Source organism: Glaciihabitans arcticus (genome assembly GCF_004310685.1).
GTDB lineage: Bacteria > Actinomycetota > Actinomycetes > Actinomycetales > Microbacteriaceae > Conyzicola > Conyzicola arctica.
In genome coordinates, this window is record NZ_SISG01000001.1 from 1,884,981 (window position 1) to 1,907,341 (window position 22,361).

At 67.8% G+C, this 22,361-nt stretch carries 26 protein-coding genes and 1 tRNA gene; 15 read left to right on the forward strand and 12 right to left on the reverse strand.

The features are described 5' to 3' along the window. The first annotated feature begins 115 nt into the window (after positions 1–115). Positions 116–817: a S1 family peptidase gene (locus EYE40_RS09085; RefSeq protein ID WP_130981641.1), complete on the forward strand. Its 702-nt coding sequence runs from the start codon at positions 116–118 to the stop codon at positions 815–817. On the opposite strand, the gene EYE40_RS09090 is transcribed toward EYE40_RS09085, so the two are convergent. Both EYE40_RS09090 and EYE40_RS09095 read right to left on the reverse strand, forming a co-directional pair. Next, positions 811–1,359, reverse strand: a complete 549-nt coding sequence (locus EYE40_RS09090; protein ID WP_130981642.1) for a hypothetical protein — start codon at positions 1,357–1,359, stop codon at positions 811–813. The two genes, EYE40_RS09085 and EYE40_RS09090, sit on opposite strands and share 7 nt — an antisense overlap. Before the next feature lie 2 nt (positions 1,360–1,361). Beyond that, complete coding sequence (locus tag EYE40_RS09095) at positions 1,362–2,672, reverse strand: hypothetical protein (protein ID WP_130981643.1); 1,311 nt, start codon at positions 2,670–2,672, stop codon at positions 1,362–1,364. Positions 2,673–2,759: 87 nt separating this feature from the next. Here EYE40_RS09095 and EYE40_RS09100 point away from each other — a divergent pair, with 87 nt between their 5' ends. Next, complete coding sequence (locus EYE40_RS09100; protein ID WP_130982870.1) at positions 2,760–2,972, forward strand: helix-turn-helix domain-containing protein; 213 nt, start codon at positions 2,760–2,762, stop codon at positions 2,970–2,972. On the opposite strand, the gene EYE40_RS09105 is transcribed toward EYE40_RS09100, so the two are convergent. The 5 genes from EYE40_RS09105 to galU form a co-directional block, all read right to left on the reverse strand. Continuing rightward, complete coding sequence (locus EYE40_RS09105; RefSeq protein ID WP_130981644.1) at positions 2,953–3,210, reverse strand: hypothetical protein; 258 nt, start codon at positions 3,208–3,210, stop codon at positions 2,953–2,955. The two genes, EYE40_RS09100 and EYE40_RS09105, sit on opposite strands and share 20 nt — an antisense overlap. A 211-nt stretch (positions 3,211–3,421) precedes the next feature. Continuing rightward, positions 3,422–3,494, reverse strand: a tRNA-Ala gene (locus EYE40_RS09110). A gap of 47 nt (positions 3,495–3,541) precedes the next feature. Further along, complete coding sequence (locus EYE40_RS09115) at positions 3,542–4,498, reverse strand: hypothetical protein (protein WP_130981645.1); 957 nt, start codon at positions 4,496–4,498, stop codon at positions 3,542–3,544. Between the two features lie 79 nt (positions 4,499–4,577). Beyond that, complete coding sequence (locus EYE40_RS09120; RefSeq protein WP_130981646.1) at positions 4,578–5,231, reverse strand: GNAT family N-acetyltransferase; 654 nt, start codon at positions 5,229–5,231, stop codon at positions 4,578–4,580. 4 nt (positions 5,232–5,235) lie between these two features. Continuing rightward, positions 5,236–6,126, reverse strand: coding sequence for a UTP--glucose-1-phosphate uridylyltransferase GalU (gene galU / locus EYE40_RS09125; protein ID WP_130981647.1), 891 nt, complete (start codon positions 6,124–6,126; stop codon positions 5,236–5,238). A gap of 39 nt (positions 6,127–6,165) precedes the next feature. Here galU and EYE40_RS09130 point away from each other — a divergent pair, with 39 nt between their 5' ends. The 3 genes from EYE40_RS09130 to mscL are packed head-to-tail and all read left to right on the forward strand — an operon-like array spanning position 6,166 to position 7,553. Beyond that, positions 6,166–6,771: a 5-formyltetrahydrofolate cyclo-ligase gene (locus tag EYE40_RS09130; RefSeq protein ID WP_130981648.1), complete on the forward strand. Its 606-nt coding sequence runs from the start codon at positions 6,166–6,168 to the stop codon at positions 6,769–6,771. Between the two features lie 20 nt (positions 6,772–6,791). Continuing rightward, complete coding sequence (locus EYE40_RS09135) at positions 6,792–7,082, forward strand: FmdB family zinc ribbon protein (RefSeq protein WP_130981649.1); 291 nt, start codon at positions 6,792–6,794, stop codon at positions 7,080–7,082. Positions 7,083–7,094: 12 nt separating this feature from the next. Then, on the forward strand, positions 7,095–7,553 hold the full coding sequence (gene mscL / locus EYE40_RS09140; protein ID WP_130981650.1) for a large conductance mechanosensitive channel protein MscL: 459 nt from the start codon (positions 7,095–7,097) through the stop codon (positions 7,551–7,553). Positions 7,554–7,823: 270 nt separating this feature from the next. Here mscL and EYE40_RS09145 read toward each other — a convergent pair whose 3' ends face one another. Both EYE40_RS09145 and EYE40_RS09150 read right to left on the reverse strand, forming a co-directional pair. Then, positions 7,824–8,003: a hypothetical protein gene (locus EYE40_RS09145; RefSeq protein WP_130981651.1), complete on the reverse strand. Its 180-nt coding sequence runs from the start codon at positions 8,001–8,003 to the stop codon at positions 7,824–7,826. Next, positions 8,003–11,761 carry a DEAD/DEAH box helicase gene (locus tag EYE40_RS09150; protein WP_420810040.1) on the reverse strand — a complete coding sequence of 1,253 codons (3,759 nt, stop codon included), beginning with the start codon at positions 11,759–11,761 and terminating at the stop codon, positions 8,003–8,005. The genes EYE40_RS09145 and EYE40_RS09150 overlap by 1 nt, the downstream gene beginning before the upstream one ends. Positions 11,762–11,845: 84 nt before the next feature. Here EYE40_RS09150 and EYE40_RS09155 point away from each other — a divergent pair, with 84 nt between their 5' ends. The 4 genes from EYE40_RS09155 to EYE40_RS09170 all read left to right on the forward strand — a co-directional run bounded on the left by EYE40_RS09155 (position 11,846) and on the right by EYE40_RS09170 (position 15,365). Then, the gene (locus tag EYE40_RS09155) at positions 11,846–13,162 is read left to right on the forward strand and encodes a coiled-coil domain-containing protein (RefSeq protein ID WP_130981652.1); all 1,317 of its coding nucleotides are present in this window, start codon (positions 11,846–11,848) and stop codon (positions 13,160–13,162) included. A gap of 19 nt (positions 13,163–13,181) precedes the next feature. After that, positions 13,182–14,084: an aldose 1-epimerase family protein gene (locus EYE40_RS09160; RefSeq protein ID WP_130981653.1), complete on the forward strand. Its 903-nt coding sequence runs from the start codon at positions 13,182–13,184 to the stop codon at positions 14,082–14,084. A 41-nt stretch (positions 14,085–14,125) separates the two neighbouring features. Continuing rightward, entirely contained in the window at positions 14,126–14,647 is a 522-nt protein-coding gene (locus tag EYE40_RS09165; protein WP_130981654.1) for a YbhB/YbcL family Raf kinase inhibitor-like protein, read from the forward strand. Positions 14,648–14,858: 211 nt separating this feature from the next. Then, the gene (locus tag EYE40_RS09170) at positions 14,859–15,365 is read left to right on the forward strand and encodes an ATP-dependent endonuclease (protein ID WP_130981655.1); all 507 of its coding nucleotides are present in this window, start codon (positions 14,859–14,861) and stop codon (positions 15,363–15,365) included. Positions 15,366–15,370: 5 nt separating this feature from the next. Here the strand turns inward: EYE40_RS09170 and EYE40_RS09175 are convergent, their stop codons facing one another. Beyond that, the gene (locus EYE40_RS09175) at positions 15,371–15,643 is read right to left on the reverse strand and encodes a DUF2277 domain-containing protein (protein ID WP_130981656.1); all 273 of its coding nucleotides are present in this window, start codon (positions 15,641–15,643) and stop codon (positions 15,371–15,373) included. 52 nt (positions 15,644–15,695) lie between these two features. Here EYE40_RS09175 and EYE40_RS09180 point away from each other — a divergent pair, with 52 nt between their 5' ends. From EYE40_RS09180 to EYE40_RS15395, 6 genes are all read left to right on the forward strand, one after another. Continuing rightward, positions 15,696–16,442: an SGNH/GDSL hydrolase family protein gene (locus EYE40_RS09180; RefSeq protein ID WP_130981657.1), complete on the forward strand. Its 747-nt coding sequence runs from the start codon at positions 15,696–15,698 to the stop codon at positions 16,440–16,442. Further along, entirely contained in the window at positions 16,439–17,257 is an 819-nt protein-coding gene (locus EYE40_RS09185) for an alpha/beta fold hydrolase (protein WP_130981658.1), read from the forward strand. Before EYE40_RS09180 ends, EYE40_RS09185 begins: the two co-directional genes overlap by 4 nt. A gap of 172 nt (positions 17,258–17,429) precedes the next feature. Further along, positions 17,430–17,867, forward strand: a complete 438-nt coding sequence (locus tag EYE40_RS09190) for a hypothetical protein (RefSeq protein WP_130981659.1) — start codon at positions 17,430–17,432, stop codon at positions 17,865–17,867. Between the two features lie 74 nt (positions 17,868–17,941). After that, a complete protein-coding gene (locus tag EYE40_RS09195) occupies positions 17,942–19,243 on the forward strand; it encodes a hypothetical protein (protein ID WP_130981660.1) in 1,302 nt (433 codons plus the stop codon). Further along, complete coding sequence (locus EYE40_RS09200; protein WP_161972367.1) at positions 19,240–20,007, forward strand: ATP-binding cassette domain-containing protein; 768 nt, start codon at positions 19,240–19,242, stop codon at positions 20,005–20,007. Before EYE40_RS09195 ends, EYE40_RS09200 begins: the two co-directional genes overlap by 4 nt. 38 nt (positions 20,008–20,045) lie before the next feature. Continuing rightward, complete coding sequence (locus tag EYE40_RS15395; RefSeq protein ID WP_161972368.1) at positions 20,046–20,603, forward strand: hypothetical protein; 558 nt, start codon at positions 20,046–20,048, stop codon at positions 20,601–20,603. Between the two features lie 53 nt (positions 20,604–20,656). On the opposite strand, the gene EYE40_RS09215 is transcribed toward EYE40_RS15395, so the two are convergent. After that, positions 20,657–21,592, reverse strand: coding sequence for an ABC transporter substrate-binding protein (locus EYE40_RS09215; protein WP_130981664.1), 936 nt, complete (start codon positions 21,590–21,592; stop codon positions 20,657–20,659). Next, entirely contained in the window at positions 21,579–22,361 is a 783-nt protein-coding gene (locus EYE40_RS09220; protein WP_130981665.1) for an ABC transporter permease, read from the reverse strand. Before EYE40_RS09220 ends, EYE40_RS09215 begins: the two co-directional genes overlap by 14 nt.

Consider the following 22,361-nt stretch of genomic DNA (forward strand, 5'->3'; position numbering starts at 1 on the left):
GTGCTCCTTTATGTATGCAGACGTATCAATCTATCCAACCGGATGCCGCAGCGCATATTCCCGGCCTGTGCACGAATAACCTACCGAGATCCCGGACGTCGCTAGCCTCGTGCACATGGCGTCCACCCGGGATCGTGCTGCCCTTGCCGCGCTGCTTGTCGCACTCCCGATCGGCGGGGTCGGGTACGGGCTTGCGGCGGCCGTGCCCGAGCCGACGGGCGTGGTGGCGCTCGTGACATCCTCTGCTCCGAATGTGGATGTCTCGGCCAACCAGTTTTGCACCGGCGTGCTGGTCACGCCTCGCGAGGTTCTCACGGCTCGCCACTGCCTCGAGGGTCGCGACCCCACCCGGGTGGATGCGATCCTCGACGCGGACAACCTGTGCTCGACGGGCCCGATCGACGGGGAGCGGGTCGGGGTGCTGCGGGCGACTCCCCTGCCCGGCGGGGTGGATGCGGTGCTGCTCGAGCTGGAGCGGCCGCGCCGACCGCACTCCCCGGTGCGCTCGGTGCAGGTCGCACCGAGCACGTTCGAGGCCTGGGGCTGGGGTGCGGAATCGCTGGGCGGTGCGAGTTCGTGCGGGGTGCAACGCAAGCCACTGCGGACGGAGCCCGTGGAGCGCTGCGCGGCGGAGCTCGCCCTACAGCCGGCCGGCGACTACCTGTGCGCGGTGCCGACGGGTGGGCGCAACACCTGCGTGGGTGACAGCGGCGGACCGGTGTTCGCGTGGCGGGCCGGCGAGCGGATGCTGGTGGGCATCACGCTCGCCGGCCGCGGTTGCGCCCCTTCGGATGTGGGGCTGTACCTGCGCTACTGACCGGGCTTGCAGCTACCGGGGGTCATCCGCAGCGAGTGCTGGGTGGGTTCGAGGTACTCCTTTCCTCTGCTGTCTGTGTAATAGATGTCGAGACCCGCGAAGCTGCCCGTGCGGTCGGGATCGGCCGGCGTGACCTGGGTGACCAGCACGAGCTGGTTCTCGTTGCCGGCGACGGTCGCGTCGGCGATGGGCTCAGCGTTCGGCCAGTCGTCGGGAAACTGGTCGGTGGGCGGATACTTGTCGGCCAGCAGCAGGTCGCCCGGCGACGGCATGAGGCTGCTGTCGCCCAGGTCGAGGTTGTCTGCGCCGCGCAGCTCGACCCGGGTGATGTGCAGCTCACCACTCGACTTGTTGGTGAGGATGGTGCCGATGGCCGCGCTCGGGTACTGCGTCGTGGGCATGCAGGTCTCGTCGGTGTCCTCCGGCACGGCGAGTGGGCCCCTCGTGCCGGGCGGGGCACAGCCGCCCAGTACGAACCCTGCCGCGAGAGCCGCCAGGGCCAGGGTGGTCAGCCGGGCGGGGCGCCGGTCATCCGCTCGCATCGTCAGGCTTTCGCGAGGTAGCGGCCGGGCGAGGTGGGCACGCCGTTGGTGCCGCACAGTTTGCGCGTCACGGAGCCGACGTTGTGGATGCCCGCCTTGACCGCCGCCGTGTAGCCCGCCGACGACGACAGGTCGATCCCGATGACGCTGGAGATCTTGATGCCGTTGGTCGTCTTGGTCGCCGCCGAGGTGCTGCGGGTCTGCGAGGTGTTCGCGCCGAAGGGGCGGCAGTTGGCTGCGGGCACCGAGGGCACCGCCTCCGTGCCGTAGTAGCCGCCGCCGTCCCACGAGACGGGCCGCACGCTGTAGCTCGAGACCTTCTTGGTGCCGCCGATCGGATAGCACCAGTTGGAGAATCGGCCGTAAGTGAAGTCGGTGCGGAACTGGCGTCCGCCGGAGAGCGTCGACTTATTCCACGAGAACGAGTCGCCCGAGGTCACGCTCGAGGTCCCCGTCTGCGAGAAGGTCGCGTACTTGCCGCTTACCGATTTGGCAACGCCGACCGTGGCTGTGGCATTCGAGGCGATGGAGAACGAGGACTGGATGCCGGAGGTCGACGAGTACATGCGCCCGACGATCGCATCGATGCCCGGGTAGCGCTTGAGCAGGGTCGCACCGCAGATATCGGTCTTGTCGAACACGGCCTGGATCTCACTCGGTGCGGATGTACCGGCCGCGACTCCGGCGCCAATGTGGCTCTCTGTCACCAACTCGAGCTTCGTCGCGGTCGCCTCGTTCACTGTGGTGCCGGGTTCATCCTCGTCCACCGGAGCAAGGTCGCCCCCGGTCGTCACGCGCTTCGAGAAGGAGTGGGATGCGATGCCTTCGGGCGAGAACGCCTGGATCTCGAGGTTGACGAGGCCGTCAGCTCCGGCGAGTCGGGCGGCCTCGGCGGGATTCTCGATGCGCAGGTCGAATCGACCGGACGCGTCGGTCACCGCTTTGCCCACGGGCGTGAGCTTGACGGTGTCGCCCTCCTGCATGGCGCCGAGCACGTCGGTGCTCGGCCAGCCGTAGAGCACAACCGGCAGGCCCGCCGCAGCGGGTGCACCAGAGGCGGCGGCGAGTTCACCGCTCGCGACGGTCGGTGTGCTGAGCTCCGACGACAGTGGGATCTCTGCGAGCCAGTCGTTTGGCGCAGCGGCAGCCGGGGTGGTCGGCAGTGCCGCCCCGAAGACCAGGGCCGTCGCGCCGACCGCGACAAGCGCGACATCGCGCCTCCTGCGGGGCGACGCCGCCGGGATGGCGACCGGCGGAATCGTCACCGACGGACGCACGGGTTCGGGGATGCGGTTGGGGATGGGTTCGTTCATGGTTACTTCCTCCTTCGTGGGGTGTTGGAAGGATGATACTCATAAGTCTGTAGACTGGGAAGTATCATTCCACAACCGTTGGGAACTGTGGAAGGTGACCTGCAGAAGCTCCTTGGACGCAACCTTCGCGCCTACCGCCAGGCGCGTGGCCTCAGCCAGGAGGACTTCGCCGAGCTGCTCGAGGTACATCGCACCTACATGGGCGGCATCGAGCGCGGCGAGCGCAACCTGACGCTGAAGTCGGTCGAGCGCATTGCGGAGAAACTCGGGGTGGACGCCGTCACCCTGCTGCAGTCCTGAGCTGCCGCGCGAGGGCGGCCGCGAGCAACCCGGCGCTCTCGAGCGTGACCTCAAGCCGCTGGTCGGAGCCGTCGCCGAGGTACAGCCAGACCGTTGCATCCCGCTCTCGCGACCACAGCTCGATCATCATGTCGGTTGCGGTCGGCCCGGCGCGTGCCCGGGCGACCACCGGCACCGTGACGGTCGCGCTGCGATGCCGCACCTCACCGAACTCGTCTTCGCTGGCGTGATCGGCCACACACCACCGCGGACACGCGTGGCGTGCCACCCGCCTGCCCATGCTCACCTCCCTCCGCAGCACCGAACCGGTGTCGCGTTCAGGAAAGGTAGCGGGGTGCGGCGACATTCCGGCGATCGCTGTGGATGACGCAGCGCAAGTCGTGTTCGGGAGGGGAAGAACTGCCCTTAAACAGAGAATGCCGCCATCTCTGGCGGCATTCTCACAACTGTGGACCCTAGGAGATTTGAACTCCTGACCTCCTCGATGCGAACGAGGCGCGCTACCAACTGCGCCAAGGGCCCGTATGTTGCGTAGCTACGTTATCACTTCCGGCGGAAGCTCGACATCGCTAGCCGGCTGCGCGACGGCGACGCAGCATGGCGTCCACGTCGGGTGCGGACTGCTCGTCGGCATCCACGATTCCCATGCGGGCGAAGCGGCTCGTCGGGGCCGAAGCGGCGGGAGGGTTCACCGGCTCAACCTTGCGCAGGAACGGCACCACCTCGGGGGCCGCCTGTGCTGCACGCAGCGCCGAGTCAGAACGCGCGGCAGCGGCCTGCAGGTCGGCGACGGCCGACCTGACGTCGAACACCGGCTGCTCGATGCTCGTGCGCGAGAGGTAGAGCGGCTTGGGAACCGGCACCGGCGTCCAGTCGCGACGCGGCACGGCGGGAGCCGCCTGCTGCTCGTACGGATCCAGTGAGGTGCGACGCTTCGCCGCTGCGGGCTGCACGACTCCGACGGCGGCACGGGCGCGGCTGACCGCGCCCAGGCGACCCAGCATGGCGAGGCTGGAGACGACGACCGCTCCACCCAGGCCCAGCACGAAGGGGGCGGCGGGGGCGATTCCGGTGGTCGCCATGAGCACGCCCTGGGCGACGACGATGGCGAGAGCTCCGAGCAGGACGACGGAGGTCACGGCGCGCGTACGACGCAACCGCAGGGCCGCACGGCTCCGCACCGCCACGACTGCAGCGATCGCCGGCTGGACGGCCGCGAGCTGACGGGCGGCAGTGCGGGCGGCGGCGACTTCGCGGGCGCGCGCCGCGGCATCCTCGATCGCACGCTGCTGGCGCAGGGTTCGCTGGTGGGCCGCAACGCTGCGAGCTGTGGTCTCGGCGCGCACGGCCGCGGGCACTTCGGCGGTCTCGGCGAGCACCCTCAGGGTCTGCTGCAGCCGCACGGCGTTGCGCTCGGTCGCGACGTACTCGCGATTGCGCAGCCAGCTCGGAACGAGGTAGGCGAGCCAGAGCCCGGCCGCAAGCGCGAGCATGATTCCGCCGCCGGCTGAGCCTCCGATATCCATGTCCCTAAAGGTACGAGAGCGGCACCGGATTGCCCGTCAGCGGCGCGGGTGTGTTCGGGCATTGAGCCAGAGGGAAGACCTAACGACCGGGCAGCAACGGCCTGGCCGCGGCGACGCGATCCTGCTCGGGGATGAACGCCGCATCCGCCGGCGCCTTGCCGTCGAGCCAGCGCCGCAGAACCCCGGTCGGCAGCTCTTCCACCGTGAGTCCGAAGCAGAAGTGGTCGCGCCAATCCCCATTGATGTGGATGTAGCGGCGCCTCAGCCCCTCATAACGGAAGCCCAGCTTCTCGACCACACGCAGCGACGGCTCGTTCTCGGGGCGGATGCAGATCTCCATGCGGTGCAGGCCCACGTTGAAGAAGCAGTGATCGGTCGCGAGGGCGACGGCAGTCGGGGTGAGGCCGAGGCCGGCGAACCGTTCGCTCACCCAGTAGCCGATCGTCGCCGACGACAGCGAGCCGTAACTGATCGACGACACGTTGAGCTGGCCCGCCAGCTCGCCCTGGTACTCGATGATGAACGGAAGGCCGAGACCGGCGCGTGCGTTCGACTCCAGGTGACGGATGCTGCCGCGCACGTCGAAGCTCATTGGTCCGACGGGGTTGGTCGCCTCCCACTTGCGCAGCCATCCACGGTTGGCGAGCAGCTCACGTTCGAGCACTCGCGCGTCCCGGCCCCGAATCGGGCGGATAGCGATATCCCCCTCGCGGAGGGTCGGGATGACGGCCATGCGCCTAGTCTAAGTTCGCCGAGAACTCCTTGAGCCACGGGCGCAGCTCCGGACCGAGGTCTTCACGGTCGACGGCAAGCTGCACGATCGCCTTGATGTAGTCGACACGGTCGCCGGTGTCGTAGCGGCGTCCGCGGAAGATGAGTCCGAAGACTCCCCCGGCGATGTCGCCCTCCGCCATCGTGAGCAGCGCGTCGGTCAGCTGGATCTCGTTGCCCTTGCCGGGTTCGGTCGTCTCGAGCACCTCGAACACCTCGGGCTGCAGCACGTAGCGGCCGATGATGGCGAGGTTGGATGGCGCCGTGCCCTTCGCGGGCTTCTCGACGAGACCCGTGATGCGCACAACGTCGTCCACGTCAGTGGCTTCCACGGTGGCGACACCGTAGAGGTGGGCGACCGAGGGGTCCACCTCGAGCAGGGCGACGACGCTCGCGCCCCGCTTCTTCGCCTCCGAGATCATGCGGCTGAGGAGCACATCCCGAGCATCGATGAGGTCGTCACCGAGCAGCACCGCGAATGCCTGGTTACCGACGTGCGCCTTGGCTCGCAGCACGGCGTGACCGAGACCGCGGGGATCACCCTGGCGCACGTAGTGCACATCGGCGAGATCATTCGAGTACTCGACCTTCTTCAAGCGATCGACATCGCCCTTCTCCTCGAGCGTCGCCTCGAGCTCGGTCATGCGGTCGAAGTGGTTCTCGAGGGCGGTCTTGTTGCGGCCGGTGATGAGCAGCACGTCGGTGAGGCCGGCGTCGACCGCCTCCTCCACCACGTACTGGATCGCGGGCTTGTCGACGACCGGGAGCATCTCCTTGGGCATCGCCTTGGTTGCGGGAAGGAATCTGGTTCCGAGTCCCGCCGCGGGTATTACTGCCTTTGTGATCCTGAGTGCCATAGGACAAGGGTAACCGCCATCACTCCTACAATTGGGGGTATGAGCCCAGACGTAACGAGTGAGAAACGTGCGTTGCGAGCGGAACTGCGCGAAAGACGCCGCACCATCACGGCCGCTGAGCGCGCGGCATCCACACAATCGGTCACTGCGAATCTCATCGAACTGACCTCGGGCCTTGGCGTGAAATCGATCGCCGCCTACCTCTCCACGCCTGATGAGCCGAGCACTCGCGAGTTCCTGCACTGGGCCTGCGACTCGGGCATCCGCGTGCTGCTGCCGATCTCCCGTGAAGACGGCCTGCTCGACTGGGCGCCCTACGACGGCACCGATGAAGACGAAGACCTGCTCGGGATGCCGACCCCGACCACAGAAGTTCTCGGACCGATTGCGATCAACTCGGTCGACCTCATCGTTGTGCCCGCGGCATCCGTCGACCGCACGGGCATGCGCATGGGCTGGGGTCGCGGCTACTTCGACAAGACCCTCGGCAGCATGGAGCGCTGCCCCCCGGTCTATGCTGTGATATTCGACAACGAGTTCGTCGACTCCGTGCCCAGCGAGGTGCACGACCAGAAAGTCAACGGCGTTGTGACCCCGAGCGGCATTACAGCCCTCCCCTCGACCCAGCCGAATTCCGCTGCCTGACGCAGCCCATTGGAGAGATTGTGCCCACCTATTCCTACCGGTGCACCGAGTGCGAGAAGGCGTTCGACATTCACCAGGCCTTCACGGATGACACCCTCACCGTGTGCCCGAACTGCGGTGGCGTGCTGCGCAAGATCTTCTCCCCCGTCGGCGTGACATTCACGGGTTCCGGTTTCTACCGCAACGATTCCCGCTCGACGACGTCGTCTTCTGAGTCCGCCGGGAAGTCCAGCACCTCCACGACGTCGACCCCATCCGCCCCCGCAGCTTCACCGGCCCCCGCACCCGCAAAGCCGGCAGCGACCAGCTAGTTAGGAGTTCTGATGCTCAAGGGATTCAAGGAGTTCATCCTCCGCGGAAACGTCATCGACCTCGCGGTCGCCGTTGTCATCGGCGCGGCGTTCACCGCCATCGTCAACGCGCTCGTCACCGGACTGTTCAACCCGGTCATCGCGCTGCTCTTCGACGCGGACTCGCTCGCCGGCGTGGGTACGACCATCCGCGAAGCATCCGCCCCGGGTGCCGACGACGCCATCGTGCTGCAGTGGGGCATCATCGCCTCCTCGATCATCCAGTTCGTGCTGGTCGCGGCTGTCGTCTACTTCGCCCTCATCGTGCCCATCAACTACCTCAAGAAGAAGGCGTTCAAGGCTCCGGCCCAGCCCTCCCCCGAGGAGCCCTCGCCGCCGACCGAGCTCGAGATGCTGGTCGAGATCCGTGACCTGCTCGCGGGCGGGGCCAAGGTGCAGCCCTCCGACGGTCACGGCAAGCACACGCCGTAACCCTTATCCGCGCGGTCGTTTGCTATCCGCGCGGCCTCGCGCGAGTGCGCCCTGTTAGCACAAGCGCGCGCTGATTCGGGATGACGCTGCGCCACACTCGGCGATCCCGTTCTCCGTATCCCAACTGGAGTTGGGATACGGAGAACGTGGATCACTGTTCCGAGCTGATTGAGTAGCGCGCGACGAAGGAGCACGCGTATCGAAATCTGCGGACCGGGTTTCGATACGGCCGCGGTCGGCCTACTCAACCAGCTCGGCTCCACCGCGCGCTCAACCCCAGTGCGGCGGGACGTCCTGCTTGAGCTGCGCGTCGTTCTCGGTGCCCGAGCTGCGCGGCGGCTCCGGGGTCGGGTTCGGGTCGGAGCCCGGAACCGGTGAGGTTGTCACGCGGCGGTGCTTTCGGCGACGCGGCTCGGGAGCCGTGTCATCCCGCACATCTGACGAAGTCACTAGCGCGTGATGACCGTGATCGGCTCGGTGACCTGGGCCGTGCGGTCGGCGCCCAGCATCGTGATGACGCGGGATGCGACGGCATCCGGGTCGCTGAACAGCTCGAACGAGTGCACGCGCAGGTAGTGCCAGCCGAGGCGGCGCAGCAGTTCCGGACGCAGGCGCAGCGACTCGCGCAGGGTGCCGCGGTGCAGCAGCGAATCCGTCTCGATCGTGAGGCAGACACCGCCGTGCGAGGCGACCAGACCGAGCTTGCCGCGGTGACCGAGGGCGACGTTGATTCCGCGACCCTCGAGACGGCGAGCCAGGTCGACCAGCATGGGATCGCTGTCGTCGGGCAGCGGGATGACGGCGAGCCGGGCATCCGCCTCGGACAGCAGTTCGGCAAGCGCGACGGCGCCGTGGCTCATGCGGGAGTCGTCGATGTCCTCCGGCTTGAAGCAGGTCACGATCACCATCGAGCGGCGGGCGCGGGTCATGGCGACGGCGAGCAGGCGCTCCCCGCCGGGCTGACCGAGTACACCGAAGTTGGACAGCACCCGACCGTGCGGCGTGCGGCCGAAGCCGATCGAGAACAGTACGCGGTCGCGGCTCTCGGCGACGGCCTGGTCGATCGTCATGACCGCGAACGGCTCAGGACGGTCGCCGATGATGAAGTCACTGAGCTCGGGGCGCGAGGCAACGGCGGTCAGCACCGCCTGCTGCACCCGCACGGCGTGCAGGGCGGAGGCGGTGATCACCATGAGCGATTCGCGCGGACGGTCGGCCGCGTGCGCAAGCACCAGCTCGACGATGCGGGCCACCTCGGCGTCGACGCTCTCGACGGCGCCGGTGTAGCTGTCGGGCATTCCGTGCCCGGCCTCGACATAGTCGATGGCGAGGCTGCCGTGCCCGAGGAAGCTGCCCGCCCACGGCAGGGACTCGATGCGACCGCCGTAGAAGCGGCGGTTGACCAGCTCGGCGAGGTCCTCGCCGCCCGGGCGGTAGCTGCGGGTGAGCGAGAAGGTGGGCAGCAGCGAGCCGAGGCGCGCGAGTGCCGACTGGTCGTGCAGTCCATCGAGCCAGTCGTCGTCGATTTCTTCAGGGGATGGCGCGCTCTCCCCCGGATCGATCGACACACTGAAGGCTGCCGGGGTCTGGGTGACCGGGTCACCGAAGACGATGACCTGGCGCGCACGCCGGATCGCGCCGACGTTCTCCGCGAGGGTCGTGGCTCCCGCGTCGACGAGGATGACCGCGTCGAACGGCAGGCTGTCCGAGATGGTCGAGACCTCGTAGGGCGACGCGAGCCAGACCGGTGCAACCGAGCGCGACAGGTGAGGCGCGGTGGTCTGCAGGTCGAACGCGTCGAGGTGCTGGCGGCGCAGCAGGTTTTTGAGCAGCTGTGCTTCATCCGGCCAGTCGACGAGCCCGATCTTCCAGTTCTCGGCGAGCTGCCATGCGAGGAGCTGCGCGCTTCCGGCCGCGTGCGCTTCGTCCACCAATCGGAAATCGGCCTCGAGACGATCGAGCACCGAGGTGTTCGCACCGAGGAGAGCACGGTCGGCTTCGAGCAGCGAGCTGAGCGCCGACTTCCACCAGGCCAGTTCGAGCTCTGCGGCAACCTGCTGCTCGGGCACGTGGCGCTGGGCCAGGTCCGCGATGAGCGGGTCGAGTTCGAGGTCGCGCAGGGTCGTGACGAGGGCGGTGCGCTCCTGCAGGTTGTGCAGCACGTCCGACTCGGCGGCGAGGTCGCGCAGCTTCTCCACCATGATCGGGATCGGCTGCGAACCGAGCTGGGTGTCCTGGCTGAACGAGCCGAGCGGCTGGTCGAGTTCGGAGAGGTCCTGTTCGACCTGCTGGTACGCGACCTGGACGTCGGCGATGCCGACGGGGACCTCGGGGGTCGCACCCTCGGCGACGAAGCGCTGCCAGAGCACGCGCTGGGCCTGGATGCGGGTAAGCGCTTCGTGCATGTCGCTCACGTGCACACCGGGGCGCACGTACTCGCGGGCGAGCTTGCGCAGGCGGCGACGGTTGGCGCCGGACATCTCGGGGTTGTCGCGACGTGAGGCGGTGGCGTTGACGAGCTCGCTGATCGAGCGGTCGAAGACGACGGGAAGGAAGCGGTCGAGCGTATCGCGCAGGTCGGTGAGCAGGCGCAGGTAGGTGCCCAGCTCGCGGATCGTCGAGAACGGGCGCATGTGCGTCGAGCCGACGAGGATGTTGGCGCGATCGAGGAGGGCGGGAACCGACTCGTTCGACAGGTACTTGGCGAGCTCGTGCGCCTTGTTCGCGTCTTCGCTCGTGAGGAACTGTGCGCCGTACCAGGGCGAGTCACCGGGTCCGTACTTGAACTCGCCGAGGTTGGCGGCCGCGACCATGGTCTGCGCGGCGACGTGACGGTCGTGCGCGAGCGACTCGACGGCGCTGCGGGTGAGGCGGGCGGTAGTGGTCGGCGGCACCGGCAGCAGCGACAGGCGCGAGAGTTCGGTGACGCATTCGAGAACCGAGATGCCGAGGATGGGGTCGGGGCGCCCGAGCGCACCGCGGTAGTCGAGCAGCACCTTGCGCAGGCGCACGAGGGCCTCATCCACCTCGGCGACGAGGGGCTGCTTCGCCTTCTCGTTGCGGGAGATGGAGCGGATGATGTCGCGGCGCATCGACCGCGGAGCGACGGCGACACCGGCGAGGCCGACATCGCTCAGGCGCTGCGAGATGCCCTGCAGCGAGGCGCGGCGCGCACCCACAACGAGAACTCGCTTGTTCTGTCCGACGAGGGAGCCGATCGCGTTCACGATCGTCTGGGTTCCGCCGGTGCCGGGGAGGGTCTTGACGACCACCGAGTTGCCGGAGGCGATCTGGGCGATCACGTTCTCCTGCTCGGCGTCCGCGTCGAGAAGCAGGGTGTCGGTCTGCGGCGGGCGGGCGTCGGCGTTCTGCGCTTCGACGGGAGCGAAGCTCTCCTGGACGTTCCACTTTGCGCTGCTGTTGCCGGCGAGCGCGTCCAGCACGGGGTGCTCGAGGTCGTTGGCGTCATCCCGAAGCCCGGTCGCAACATCGACGAAGGTCGACACGACGAGGCGGGGGCTCACATTGAACCAGTCGAGGTGACCGGTGAGGCCGCGCAGGCGGTCGATCACAGGGTTGGGCTTGAAGGTTCCATCGTCATCGGTGAGGCGCACGAACGCCTCGGCGTCGAGTTCGACACCGAACTGCGCGCGCAGGGCACGGGCCAGCTCGGGGTTGAGGAAGGCTGCGCCGAGCAGCTTGACCTCGAAGTCACGACCGTGACGGCGGATCGCGAGGGGGCGCAGCAGCACGGGGCCGCAGAAGTCCTCGCCCTCGAACTGCCACTCGGCCATGCCGATGCCGAGGTGTACCGCGTCGATGCCGCGGGCTGTCGACAGCTCGACGCCCTTCGACGCGATGAGGCCGGCCGCGACTTTGGCGGAGCGGAGCGCGAGGTCGTCACGGATGAGGTTGGAGAGAAGGGTCGACTTTCCGGTGATGAAGGTCGCGAGACCGCCCGGGTGCGTGGTCGACAGTTCGATGCGCGTGCGCGGGGTATCGATGAAGTGCAGCAGCGAGGACCGACCACCGACGCGGGCAAGCTCGTCGCGCCACTCGGACCACACCGGCTCTGCCACGTTCACCGCCTCGACTCTCGGGTCGCCAACGCTCACGACATGGGGAGCGGTCACCTGGGGTTCGACGAGGACATGGCTGTCCTCGGCTCCCCCGGGGAAGTCGTCGTCAGTTCTATCGGCACGCCACACAGGGCAACAGTAAAGGCGAAACCTGCAGAAACCGTGGAGGATACGCCGGGTTTGGGCGAGTCGCGACACCGTAAAATATTGGGCATGCCCCGCCTCGATGTCGCTTTCTCGTCCATTCAGGCGGCAGGGGACCTCGTTGGCGGTCTCGTGGCGGGGGGCGTGACGGCGGTTCTCGCCGTAGCGGTGCTCGTCGGCGGCGGCCTGGTCCTGCTGTTCCGGCGACGCGACGGGGCTCGCCCCAGTGCGGCATCCGGTCTCACCACACTGCGCACGCAGGCCAATGTTCTGCTGGTACGCGCCGACGAGGCGGTCAAGGCGGGCGACGACGAGCTCGGCTTCGCGATCGCCCAGTTCGGCGGCGAGCGCTCGCGCGAGTTCGGTGCCGCGGTCACCGAGGCACGATCGAAGGTGACCCGCGCGTTCCAACTGCGGCACGAGCTCGACGACGCGTTTCCCGAGTCAATTCAGAAGCAGCGCGAGTGGACCCTGCAGATCGTCGCCCTCTGCGAGTCGGCCATCGCGTTGCTCGCCGGCCAGGACCACTCCTTCACAGCCCTGCGCGACGAGGAAGTGGCCGCCCCCGAGCGTCTCGCCGACGTGCAGTCCAGCATCCTTGCAACCCGCCGACGTTTCACACCCTCCCTCGCCACGCTCTCCCGCCTCGCCGACGACTACGCGCCTTCACTGCTCAGCGCCCATGAGACGGCGGTGGCGGATGCAACGGCTCTCCTCGATACGGCCGAAGGGGTTGCGGATGCCGCCGCCGGCCAGCTCTCGCCCGCGGGGGTGAACGCGGTGAACGATTCTCTGGTGGATGCGGAGGACGCCGTCCGCCGCGCGGTGCGCCTGCTCGACGCCGTGGATGCCCGGGCCACCGAGCTCGACGCCGCGACTGCCGCCCTCAGCACTCTTGTCGCCACGGCGCGCGCCGACCTCACGGAAGCGCGGGTGCAGCGCGAGGCGGCACCGGACCCCGCCACCTCGGAGGCCATCAACGACGCGATCTCCGGGGTCGAGGCGGCTCTGGCCGGGGTCGCCTCGGCGAAGCCGCCGACCGACCCCATCACCTCGCTCGACGCGATCGGTGCCGCGGTCGCCGTGCTCGACGCCGCCCTCGCGAGCGCACGCAACCAGAAGCAGCGCCTCGATCACGCGGTGAGCGCCCTCGGCGGAACCCTCGCCTCGGCGAAGAGTCAGTTCTCGGCCATCAGCGCGTTCATCGCCGTGGGCGGTCGTCGCGTCGGTGCGGACGCGCGAACCCGGCTCGCCCAGGCCGAGCGCGAGCTCATCGATGCGCAGGCCGCCGGGGCCGACCCGGTCGAGGCTCTCGACGCGGCCCGCCGCGCCGTCACCCACCTGCGCGACGCCGACGCCCTGGCCCGCTACGACGCGGGGCACTGACCGGGTGCAGAATGGGCGGATGACTTCCCCGCTCTCCGGAACCCAGCACGAGCTCGTCTCGGGCGCTTACACCGCGACGATCGCCAGCGTCGGCGCCTCGCTGCGCGCGCTGCGCCACAGCGGACGGGACCTCGTTGTTCCGTTCGACGCGGACGAGGTGCGCCCCGCGTTCCGTGGTGCGACACTCGCGCCGTGGCCGAACCGCGTTGTCGACGGGCGCTACACGTTCGGCGGCGTCGAACACGAGCTGGCACTCACCGAGCCCCGTCGCGGGCATGCGCTTCACGGGCTGGTCGCCTGGACGTCGTTCGACGTCGTCGAGTCCTCCGCCACATCGGTGACTCTTTCCACCACGATCGAGGCGCAGGTCGGCTACCCGCACCGCGTGCTCGTCACGGTCGAGTACGTCCTCTCGTCCACAGGCCTGCGCGAGACGGTCACCGCGGACAATCAGGGTCGGGATGCCGCTCCCTTCGGCACCGGACCACACCCCTACCTCGTGGCCGGGCCCGGCCGCGTCGACGACTGGACTCTCAGCCTCGACGCCGCACAGGTTCTCGCCGTCACCGAGGAGCGGCTGATCCCGGTCAGCCTGGTGGACATCGGGGACACCGAGTTCGACTTCCGCACGCCGCGTGTCATCGGTGACACGTTCATCGACCACGCCTTCACCGGCCTCGGCGGCTCGGCCACCCTTACTGTCGCGGACGGCAGCGGTGTGGTCATGCAGTGGGATGCCGCGTGCCCCTGGCTGCAGGTGCACACCGCCGACCGCCCCATCCCCGCCGAGAACCGGCTCGGGCTCGCGGTCGAACCGATGACCTGTCCGCCCGACGCGTTCAACTCGGGCACGGATCTCGTCATCCTCGAGCCGGGTGACACAACCTCCGCGAGCTGGACGATCAGCGCACTGCTCCCGTAAGGGGGCTGGGGGCGCCCGCCCCCAAAACCTAGTCTCGAAACATGGGACTGCTCGGACGGATGCTGCGGAACGTCCACGCGGGCGACACGCACCTCGCCTGGGCGCGCCTCGTAGGACCGGACAGCATCACGCTGACCAGCCCGGACTTCGAGCCGGGCGGCGTCATCCCGCGCGCGCATGCAGCGGAGGGCGTCGGAGCCAACACCTCGCCCGAACTCGCGTGGACGGGTGTACCCGCCCAGACCGCCGCCCTGCTGGTCGTCATGGAGGATCCGACCGTGCCGCTGCCCCGGCCGATCCTGCACGTGGCGGCCGTGATCGCCCCGATTCTCGACCGCATTCCGCTCGGGATGCTCGACCACGACTCCCCCGGTATCACCCTGCTCGACGGCTCCATCAAGGGTCTCGGCTACTCCGGCCCGCGGCCCATCGTCGATCACGGCCCGCACGACTACGTCTTTCAGATCTTTGCCCTCGACCGTGTTCCGGTGAGCCTGCGCGACCCCGGCACCGTGCTCGGGCGCGGGCGGCTCACGGGCACCTTCGAGCGGACGAGCGCCTGACTCCGGATCCCGGCAAGCTCAATCTGACTTCGATAGGCTCAATCAGGCATCCCCAAATTGCGGCGATTGGGCGATCCGGGGCCTCGAACTCCCCAGTTGCCGCAATTCGAACCGGTTTCGATACGGCCGCGGGCACCCAACCAGCGCGGGTTGAGTAGCGCGCGACGCAGGAGCACGCCACACGTTACCCGCCCGGTGGCACACTGTCACTGTGCTGACGGTGCTGGTGGAGGGCAAAAGCGACAAGGTCGCGCTCGAGACCCTCGCGCGCAAGGTCGGCGTGAGCCCACACTGGCAGGTGGTCTCGCTCGGCGGGGTGACGAACATCCGCAGGGCGCTCGACAACCACACCGACGTCGCCGGGCTGTGCGACTCCGGCGAGGAGCGTTTCTTCCTGAAGGCCCTGGGCGTGCCCGATCGCGCCGCGATGGAACCACTCGGCTTCTTCGTCTGCGAGCGCGACCTCGAGGAGGAGTTCATCCGCGCGCTGGGTGTCGAGGGGGTCGAGAGAGTCGTCGAGGAGCTCGGGCAGCTGCAGACCCTGCGCACCTTCAAGAACCAGCCCTTCCAGCGCAGCCGCACAGCCGAGCAGCAGCTGCGACGGTTCATGGGCACCATGAGCGGCCGAAAGTCGCTCTACGCTGAGGCCCTCGTGAACGCGCTCGACGTCATCCCGAAGCCGCTCGAAAAATTGCTCGAGTACAGCCTGCGTTCCTAAAAAACTCAAGCAGTAGCGAAGCGTTTCGCCGACCGCTCGCGCGCCTTCTCCGCCTCGACCTCGCGGTCCTTGGGCGGGCCGAAGGCGACCAGGTCTTCGAGCAGGTGCCCCGTGATGTGGGCGATCTCGGCCACGGCGTGATTGAACGCCTCCTCATTGGCCTTCGACGGCTTCGTCGACCCGCTGATCTTGCGCACGTACTGCAGCGCGGCAGCGTGCACCTCGTCGTTCGTGGCGGCCGGTTCGAAATTATGCAGGGTGTGGATGTTTCGGCACATGCAACAACGCTAGACCCGGCCCCCGACCGGCGAAAGGGGGCAGACTATCCGGATGGAAACCTTCGGCAGCTACGTGGCCATCGGCGATAGTTTCACGGAGGGCGTCGGCGACGAACTCCCCGACGGACGCGTGCGCGGCTGGGCGGACTTCGTCGCGGCCGGCCTCGCCGCGAGCAGCGACGACACGGTGCTCTACGCCAACCTCGCGATTCGCGGCCGTCTGCTCGGCCCCATCGTCGGCACCCAGCTCGAGCCCGCCCTCGCGCTCGGACCCGAGCTGCTGAGCATCAACGGCGGCGGCAACGACGTGATGCGCCCCAAGGTCTCGATCGAGGGCGTCGCCGATCGCATCGCGGCCGCAGTGGATCGCGCAACCTCCACCGGCACCCGCGTGCTGTTCGTGAGCGGCGGCAACCCGACCCGCCACCTGCCGCTCGGTGCCGCCATCGAGAAGCGCGGCAACCAGCTGGCAGACGCGGTCGAGAAGCGCTTCGAGACTCTGGATGTCACGCACGTCAACAACTGGGTCGACACCGAGCTGAGCGACTCACGTTACTGGTCCCGCGACAAACTCCACCTGAACCCTCTCGGCCACGCCAGGGTGGCCGCCAACGTGCTGGCGGCGCTCGGATTACCGGCCGTGGACGACCCCGAGATCCCGCACATCCCGAGACAGCCGACGGCGGCCTATTACCGCGAGTACGTGCTGCCGTGGATCGGTCGGCGACTGACCGGTCGCTCCTCGGGAGACAACCGCGAGCCGAAGATCCCGACGCTGCAGCCCGTGGAGCGACCGTGATAGAGCGGGACGTCCCGACCGCGGACGGCCGCACGGTCCACGTGTTCGACACCGGCGCAGGGTCGACGACCGTCTTCTGGCACCACGGGTCACCGCAGACGGGTGCTCCGCTCGAGCCGGTACCGAAGGCCGCCGAGAGCCGGGACATACGCCTCGTCTCCTACGCTCGTCCGAGCTACGGCGGTTCGTCCCCGCAGCCGGGCCGCACGGTCGCCGATGCGGCGGTCGACACGCTCGCGGTCGCGGATGCGCTGGGGCTCGACACCTTCGCCACGATGGGTGCGTCCGGCGGCGGCCCGCACGCTCTCGCCGCAGCCGCGCTCCTGAAGGGCCGGGCGACAGCAGCGGTCACCCTTGCCGGCATCGCGCCCTTCACGACCGGGTTTGACTGGTTCGACGGCATGGCGGCACCCGACGGGCTGCGCTCCGCCTTTGTCTCGCGAGGCGCCCGCGCAGCCTTCGGCGAGGTGGACGAGTTCGACCCGAACAGCTTCAACACGCTCGACTACGCGGCTCTCGACGGCGAGTGGAAGTCCCTCGGCGACGACGTCGGCCGATCGGAAAAGTGGGGCGACGACGGTCTCATCGATGACGACGTGGCGTTCGCGAGCCCCTGGGGTTTCACCCTCGGTGCGATCGATCGGCCCGTCCTCCTCATACAGGGCGGCGACGACCGCGTGATTCCCGCCGCGCATGCCGAGTGGATGTCGAAGCACATCCCGACCGCCGAGCTCTGGTCGCGCCCGCGCGACGGCCACGTGTCGGTTCTGAGCGCCGTTCCGCTAGCGTTCGACTGGCTGCGACAGGCCACTTAAGCCGTCAGATGTCGGGTAGACGGAACTGTCTGTGCACCGACGCGAGCTTCCTACTATGGTCTACTCCAAAGGAATAAGGAATAGTCGATTTTGCGCTGTTCTCGGGCCCTAAGCTTCCGAGCAGACCACGGACGGTGGCCTATTCGACCCTCTGGAGGAAACAGTGAAGCGAATGAAAATACTATCGACGGCGATGCTCGCGTTCGCCCTCGCCATCGGAGGCAGCATTGGCGCTGCCCACGCCGAAGGGACCAGGCCCACGACCCTGAGCGACTGGGCTTCTGGCTCGAAGAGCAAGCCGTGGGCGGATGGCGGCCATGACACCGATGCCACCCGGGTCAAGCTCTCAAACTGTCACTACACGCTCGTGGGAACCACCCTGTCGGGCAACAGTCCGAAGCAGATCATCCAGTTGCAGAAGCGCAACATCATCGGCATCTACGACAGCTACGGCAACAAGACCACCAACTGCGGATCCTGGTCGACCTGGGCCAACCCGGGTTCCGGTGACTACAAGTTCCAGCTGAACGTGTACTACACCAGCACGTCCACCTCATCGAGCACAACCATCTGTTGCTTCGCCGCCAACCCTGTGACTATTCAGTGGTAGCGACCAACCCGTAACCTGCTCATCCGAGAGGCAGCGCCACAGGCGGCGCTGCCTCTCCCCACGGAAAAGTACCCATGCGACAACTGCTTCCCCTTCGCGTGCGCCCCGCCACGTGGGCGTTCGTCCCGATCATTCTCATCATGTGGTTCGGATACCTGAACTTCTATACCGGCCCGGGCGCGCCCTACTGGGATGCCGCATTCTCGCGGCCGGCCAACGCCTTCTGGTTCGGGCTGCCCCTCGTTGCTGCGGTCAACGCTGCTGAGTTCTTCCGCCTGCGCAGCGGTCGGGTGTTGCGCTCCGTGGTGATCACGCGGTCCGCCCTTCGCCTGTTCGTCGCGCATTCTGCACCCGGATTCGCCATCGCCGCCGTGGGATACCTGAGCCTCGTGGCCGTGGAAGTCGTGCGCGGCGGGGTTCCGTCCGCGGGTTATCCGAGCCCCGCGCTCCTCGCAGCCGTGCTCGCCGTGATCGTCGCGGCGCTGGCGTTCGGCGCCGTTCTCGGCCTCACCATGCACGTGATCTTCTCGGTGCCGCTCGCGGTCGTGCTGACCTTCCTCTGGGTCACGGTTCCGCGCTCCGACGGCTACAACCTGGGCTGGCGGCACATGGCCGGGTACGGATTGCACGAGTGCTGCGAGACCTTCGCTTACACGATCGCCTGGCAGGCCTGGCTCGCTCCCGTGCTCGTGGCTCTCGCCCTTGCGCTTCTGGCCCTCGCCTTCCTGTCCGCGGGCAACAAGGTCGTCGTGCGACTGGGTGCGCTCGTCGCAGGCACGATCCTCGTTGCCGGGGCCTTTGTGACGACGTCCGGGATGACGGCCAACTCCTCCGCAAGCCGACCGGTGAACGATCTGGTCTGCGCGGGCGACTCCCCGATCATCTGCACGTGGCCAGAACAGGCCGGTGGTGCGGATGGCGCTGCAGTGAGCGACACTCTGCGAACTGCCTTCGCGAGCGCCGCATCCCGAGGCATCGAGCTTCCCGCAACCGTGACGGCGGCCATCCGACCCGAAGAGCCCTCCTCCGGCGACGACATCACCTACTTCGGATACACCGGACCCGCCGACACACCCGCCGTGATCGTCGCCTACGCCGATGCGATCACCAGTTCACGCGTCTGCGGGTACGACAACCTCGACGAAGCGGGGTATCAGCGCCTGACGCGCGCCTCCTATGCTCTCGCGCTGACGATGGGCGGTGGGCCGAACGACGTGTTGCCCGAGCTCTACGTGGTGAGCGCGGCCGACGAGGAACCGGAGCTGATGTCCCCCGAGGAGATACTCGCGTCGCTCGACGTCTCGCCCGATTCAGCCGCTGCCGTGTATACCGAATGGGCGACGGCTCAGTCCGACTGTCCCGGAAAGAAGGAATGACCGTGAATCTGACCGTGAGCGACCTGCGATACACCTACTTCCCCCTGACCGAGGCGCTGCGCGACCTCACGTTCTCCGTCGATGCGTTTCCGTTGGTCATCCTCGGGCCGAACGGTGCAGGCAAAAGCACCTTCCTGCGACTGCTCACCACGCAACTGCTGTCGCGCCGAGGCTCGATCACCCTGGACGGAGACTCCACCGCCACTCGGGGCGGCCGCCGGGCGCTCCGTTCGCAGATCGGCTGGTTGCCGCAGACCGTCATCCCGATTCCCGGATTGCGCGCGAGGGAACAGGTCGCCTACTCCGGCTGGCTGAAGGGGATGTCACGTGGTGCGGCCTGGGACGCAGCGGAGGTCGCGCTGCACCGGGTCGACCTGCAGGATCAGGAGAAGGTCGGTGCGGGACGGCTTTCGGGCGGCCAGCTCCGTCGCCTGGGCATTGCGCAGGCGATCGTCAATGCGCCGTCGACGCTGCTGCTCGACGAACCGTACGCCGGACTGGATCCGGAACAGCGCGGGCACGTCCGCCATTTGATTGCCGAGCTTGCCGAAGACACGTCCGTGATCGCCTCGACTCACCAAACGGAGGATCTGGCGACCGTGTACCGGTCGGTGGTGATCATCGCCGATGGCACTTCACGATTCTGCGGATCGGTCGACGAGTTCCTGGCGCACGATCACGCGGGCGTCGACACCGCGGCACGCGCAGAGAACGCCTACCGCTCGGTGCTGCGAGGGTCAGACCTGAGCGCGGCGAACCCGTGAGATGGTGGGCGCGGTCCCACGCCCTCCCCGCCTATCTGGTGACTCTGGTCGCTGCAATCGGACTGTCGGCAGCACTCGGCAACGCAACATTCCTGTTCCCCTCGCTGCGCGCGGGCGGGAGCCTGGGCAGTACGGAGTTCGCCAACGTTCTCGCCTGCGCGCCCGTGCTCGTGTGGCTCTGGGGGCGACAGCGCGGTGACGGCTCACGAGAATCCGTTTCCCTCGTGCCATGGCGGCTCTTCTGGCTGGACGCGCTCATCCCGCTGGCCAGTACGGTCCTGGCCATCGCCGTCTGGTTGATCGCGCCCGGGGCCCTGTCGGAGATCTTCGCGCGCAACCTCGCCGCCTCTTATGGGCTGGCCATGATCGCGTTCGCTGTGGGAGCTGGGCGCTACGCGTTCATCGCTCCCGCCGGCTATCTCGTTGCAGCCATGCTCCTCGGCTTCGGTCCGCTGTCATTCGGAGAACCCGATGCGTGGGCCGCGATCGTCGCGGTGAATGAAGATGAGGTCATCCGGCTCGCCGCCCTCGCCGTCTTCGGCCTCGGGTTCACGGCGCTATTCGTGAGATCCACCATTCGGTGGGCCCTGCGCTGAGCTGGTGATGGGATGCCGCGGCGCGTGGTCCCGGCGCCGCGACATCCATCGACCTATTCGGTAATCAGGCCTTTGTCGACGAGCCAGTCACGAGCGGCGGCGGAGGCCTGGGCCTTCTCCGTTCCCTCGACGCGGTCGCGCAGGGCGATCAGATCATCGGTAGTCATCTCGGCCGAGATCTTGTTGAGAACCTCGGCGAGCTTGTCGCTGTAGATGTCGCTGTTGAGCAGCGGCAGCACGTTCTGTGCGGCGATCAGGTTCTCCGGGTCCTCAAGAACGAGGAGCTTCTTCGCGACCAGGTCGGGCGAGGTCGTGTAGATGTCGGCAACCTGCACCGCGTCATCGACGAGCGCCTTGACCGTGTCGGGTCCGCCGTAGTCCTCGATCGACTGGAAGGTGACCTTGGTCACGCCGTAGACGGACGCGAGTCCGGGAACGCCATAGCCGAGCTCACCGAACTGCGGGTTCGCGCCGAGCGTCAGCGGCTCGAGCTTCTTGAGGTCGCCGATCTCCTTGAGACCGAACTCCTCGGCCTTGGCCTGGGTGACGACGTAGGCGTCCTTGTCCTCGGCGGCCGACGAGTCGAGCACCTGGAAGCCCTCGGGCACGAGCTCCTCGAGCGCGGCGTCGACCTCTTCGGTCGAGCGAGCCTCGGCCTCGGTGTCGTAGAAGAACATCAGGTTGCCGTTGTACTCCGGGATGAGGTTGATCGATCCATCGTCGAGCGCGGGGATCGTGGCCTGGCGCGGTCCGATGTTGAACGTGGTCTCGACGTCGAAGCCGGCGTCCTCGAGCGCGATCGCGTAGATGTTTCCGAGGATCTCGCTCTCGGGGAACTGGAACGAGCCGATCTTGATCGTGTCTCCGCTCGCTTCGCCGCCCTCGGCCGGTCCGGTCGGATCGGTGGTCGCACACCCTGCCAGGGCGAGTATCGCCCCGACCGCGATGACGCCGACGGCGCCACGTGCCTTGCTGCTAGCTGTGAACATTGTTCTTCCCTTCGTCGACGGGGACGCCCGTCACCGCGACCAGCCCTACTGGCTGGGCGCGGAGGTCTATGGGCGCGGGGTCGAGACCGCGCGTCCGGGTGAAGCGCTGCAGGAGCGCGAAGAGTCCGTCGATCACGAGGGCGAGAACCGTGACGAGGATCGCGCCACCCAGGATGCGGTTGTTGTCGTTGAGGCCGATGCCGCTGGAGATGATGGCGCCGATTCCGCCCAGGGAGATATACGAGGCGACGACGGCGGTCGCGATGACCTGCAGCACCGAGGCACGTATGCCGCCGATGATGAGGGGCAGCGAGAGCGGGATCTCGACGCGGAAGAGGATCTGGAGCTCGGTCATCCCGATCGCTCTCGCGGCGTCGACTGCGGCCGGCGACACCGACTCGATGCCCGCGTACGCGCCCGCGAGGATCGAGGGGATCGCGAGGATCACGAACGCGATGATCGAGGCGACGAACGCGGCCTGCGTGAAAGGCACGGTGCTGCCGACGATCAGGAACAGGGCCATGAGCAGACCGAGCGTCGGCACGGCGCGCATACCGCCGGTGAAGGCGATGACGAACTGGCGGCCGCGGCCGGTGTGCCCGATGAAGAAGCCGAGCGGCAGGGCGATGATCGCCGCCCCCAGCACCGAGAGCGCGGTGTAGAGCAGGTGCTCGCCGATGCGGTCCTGAATCGGTAGCGGGCTCTGCGTGCCCGGGATGTAGTTGGCCGGGTTGAAGAGCCAGGCAATGGCGTCGAGGAAGAACTGCAC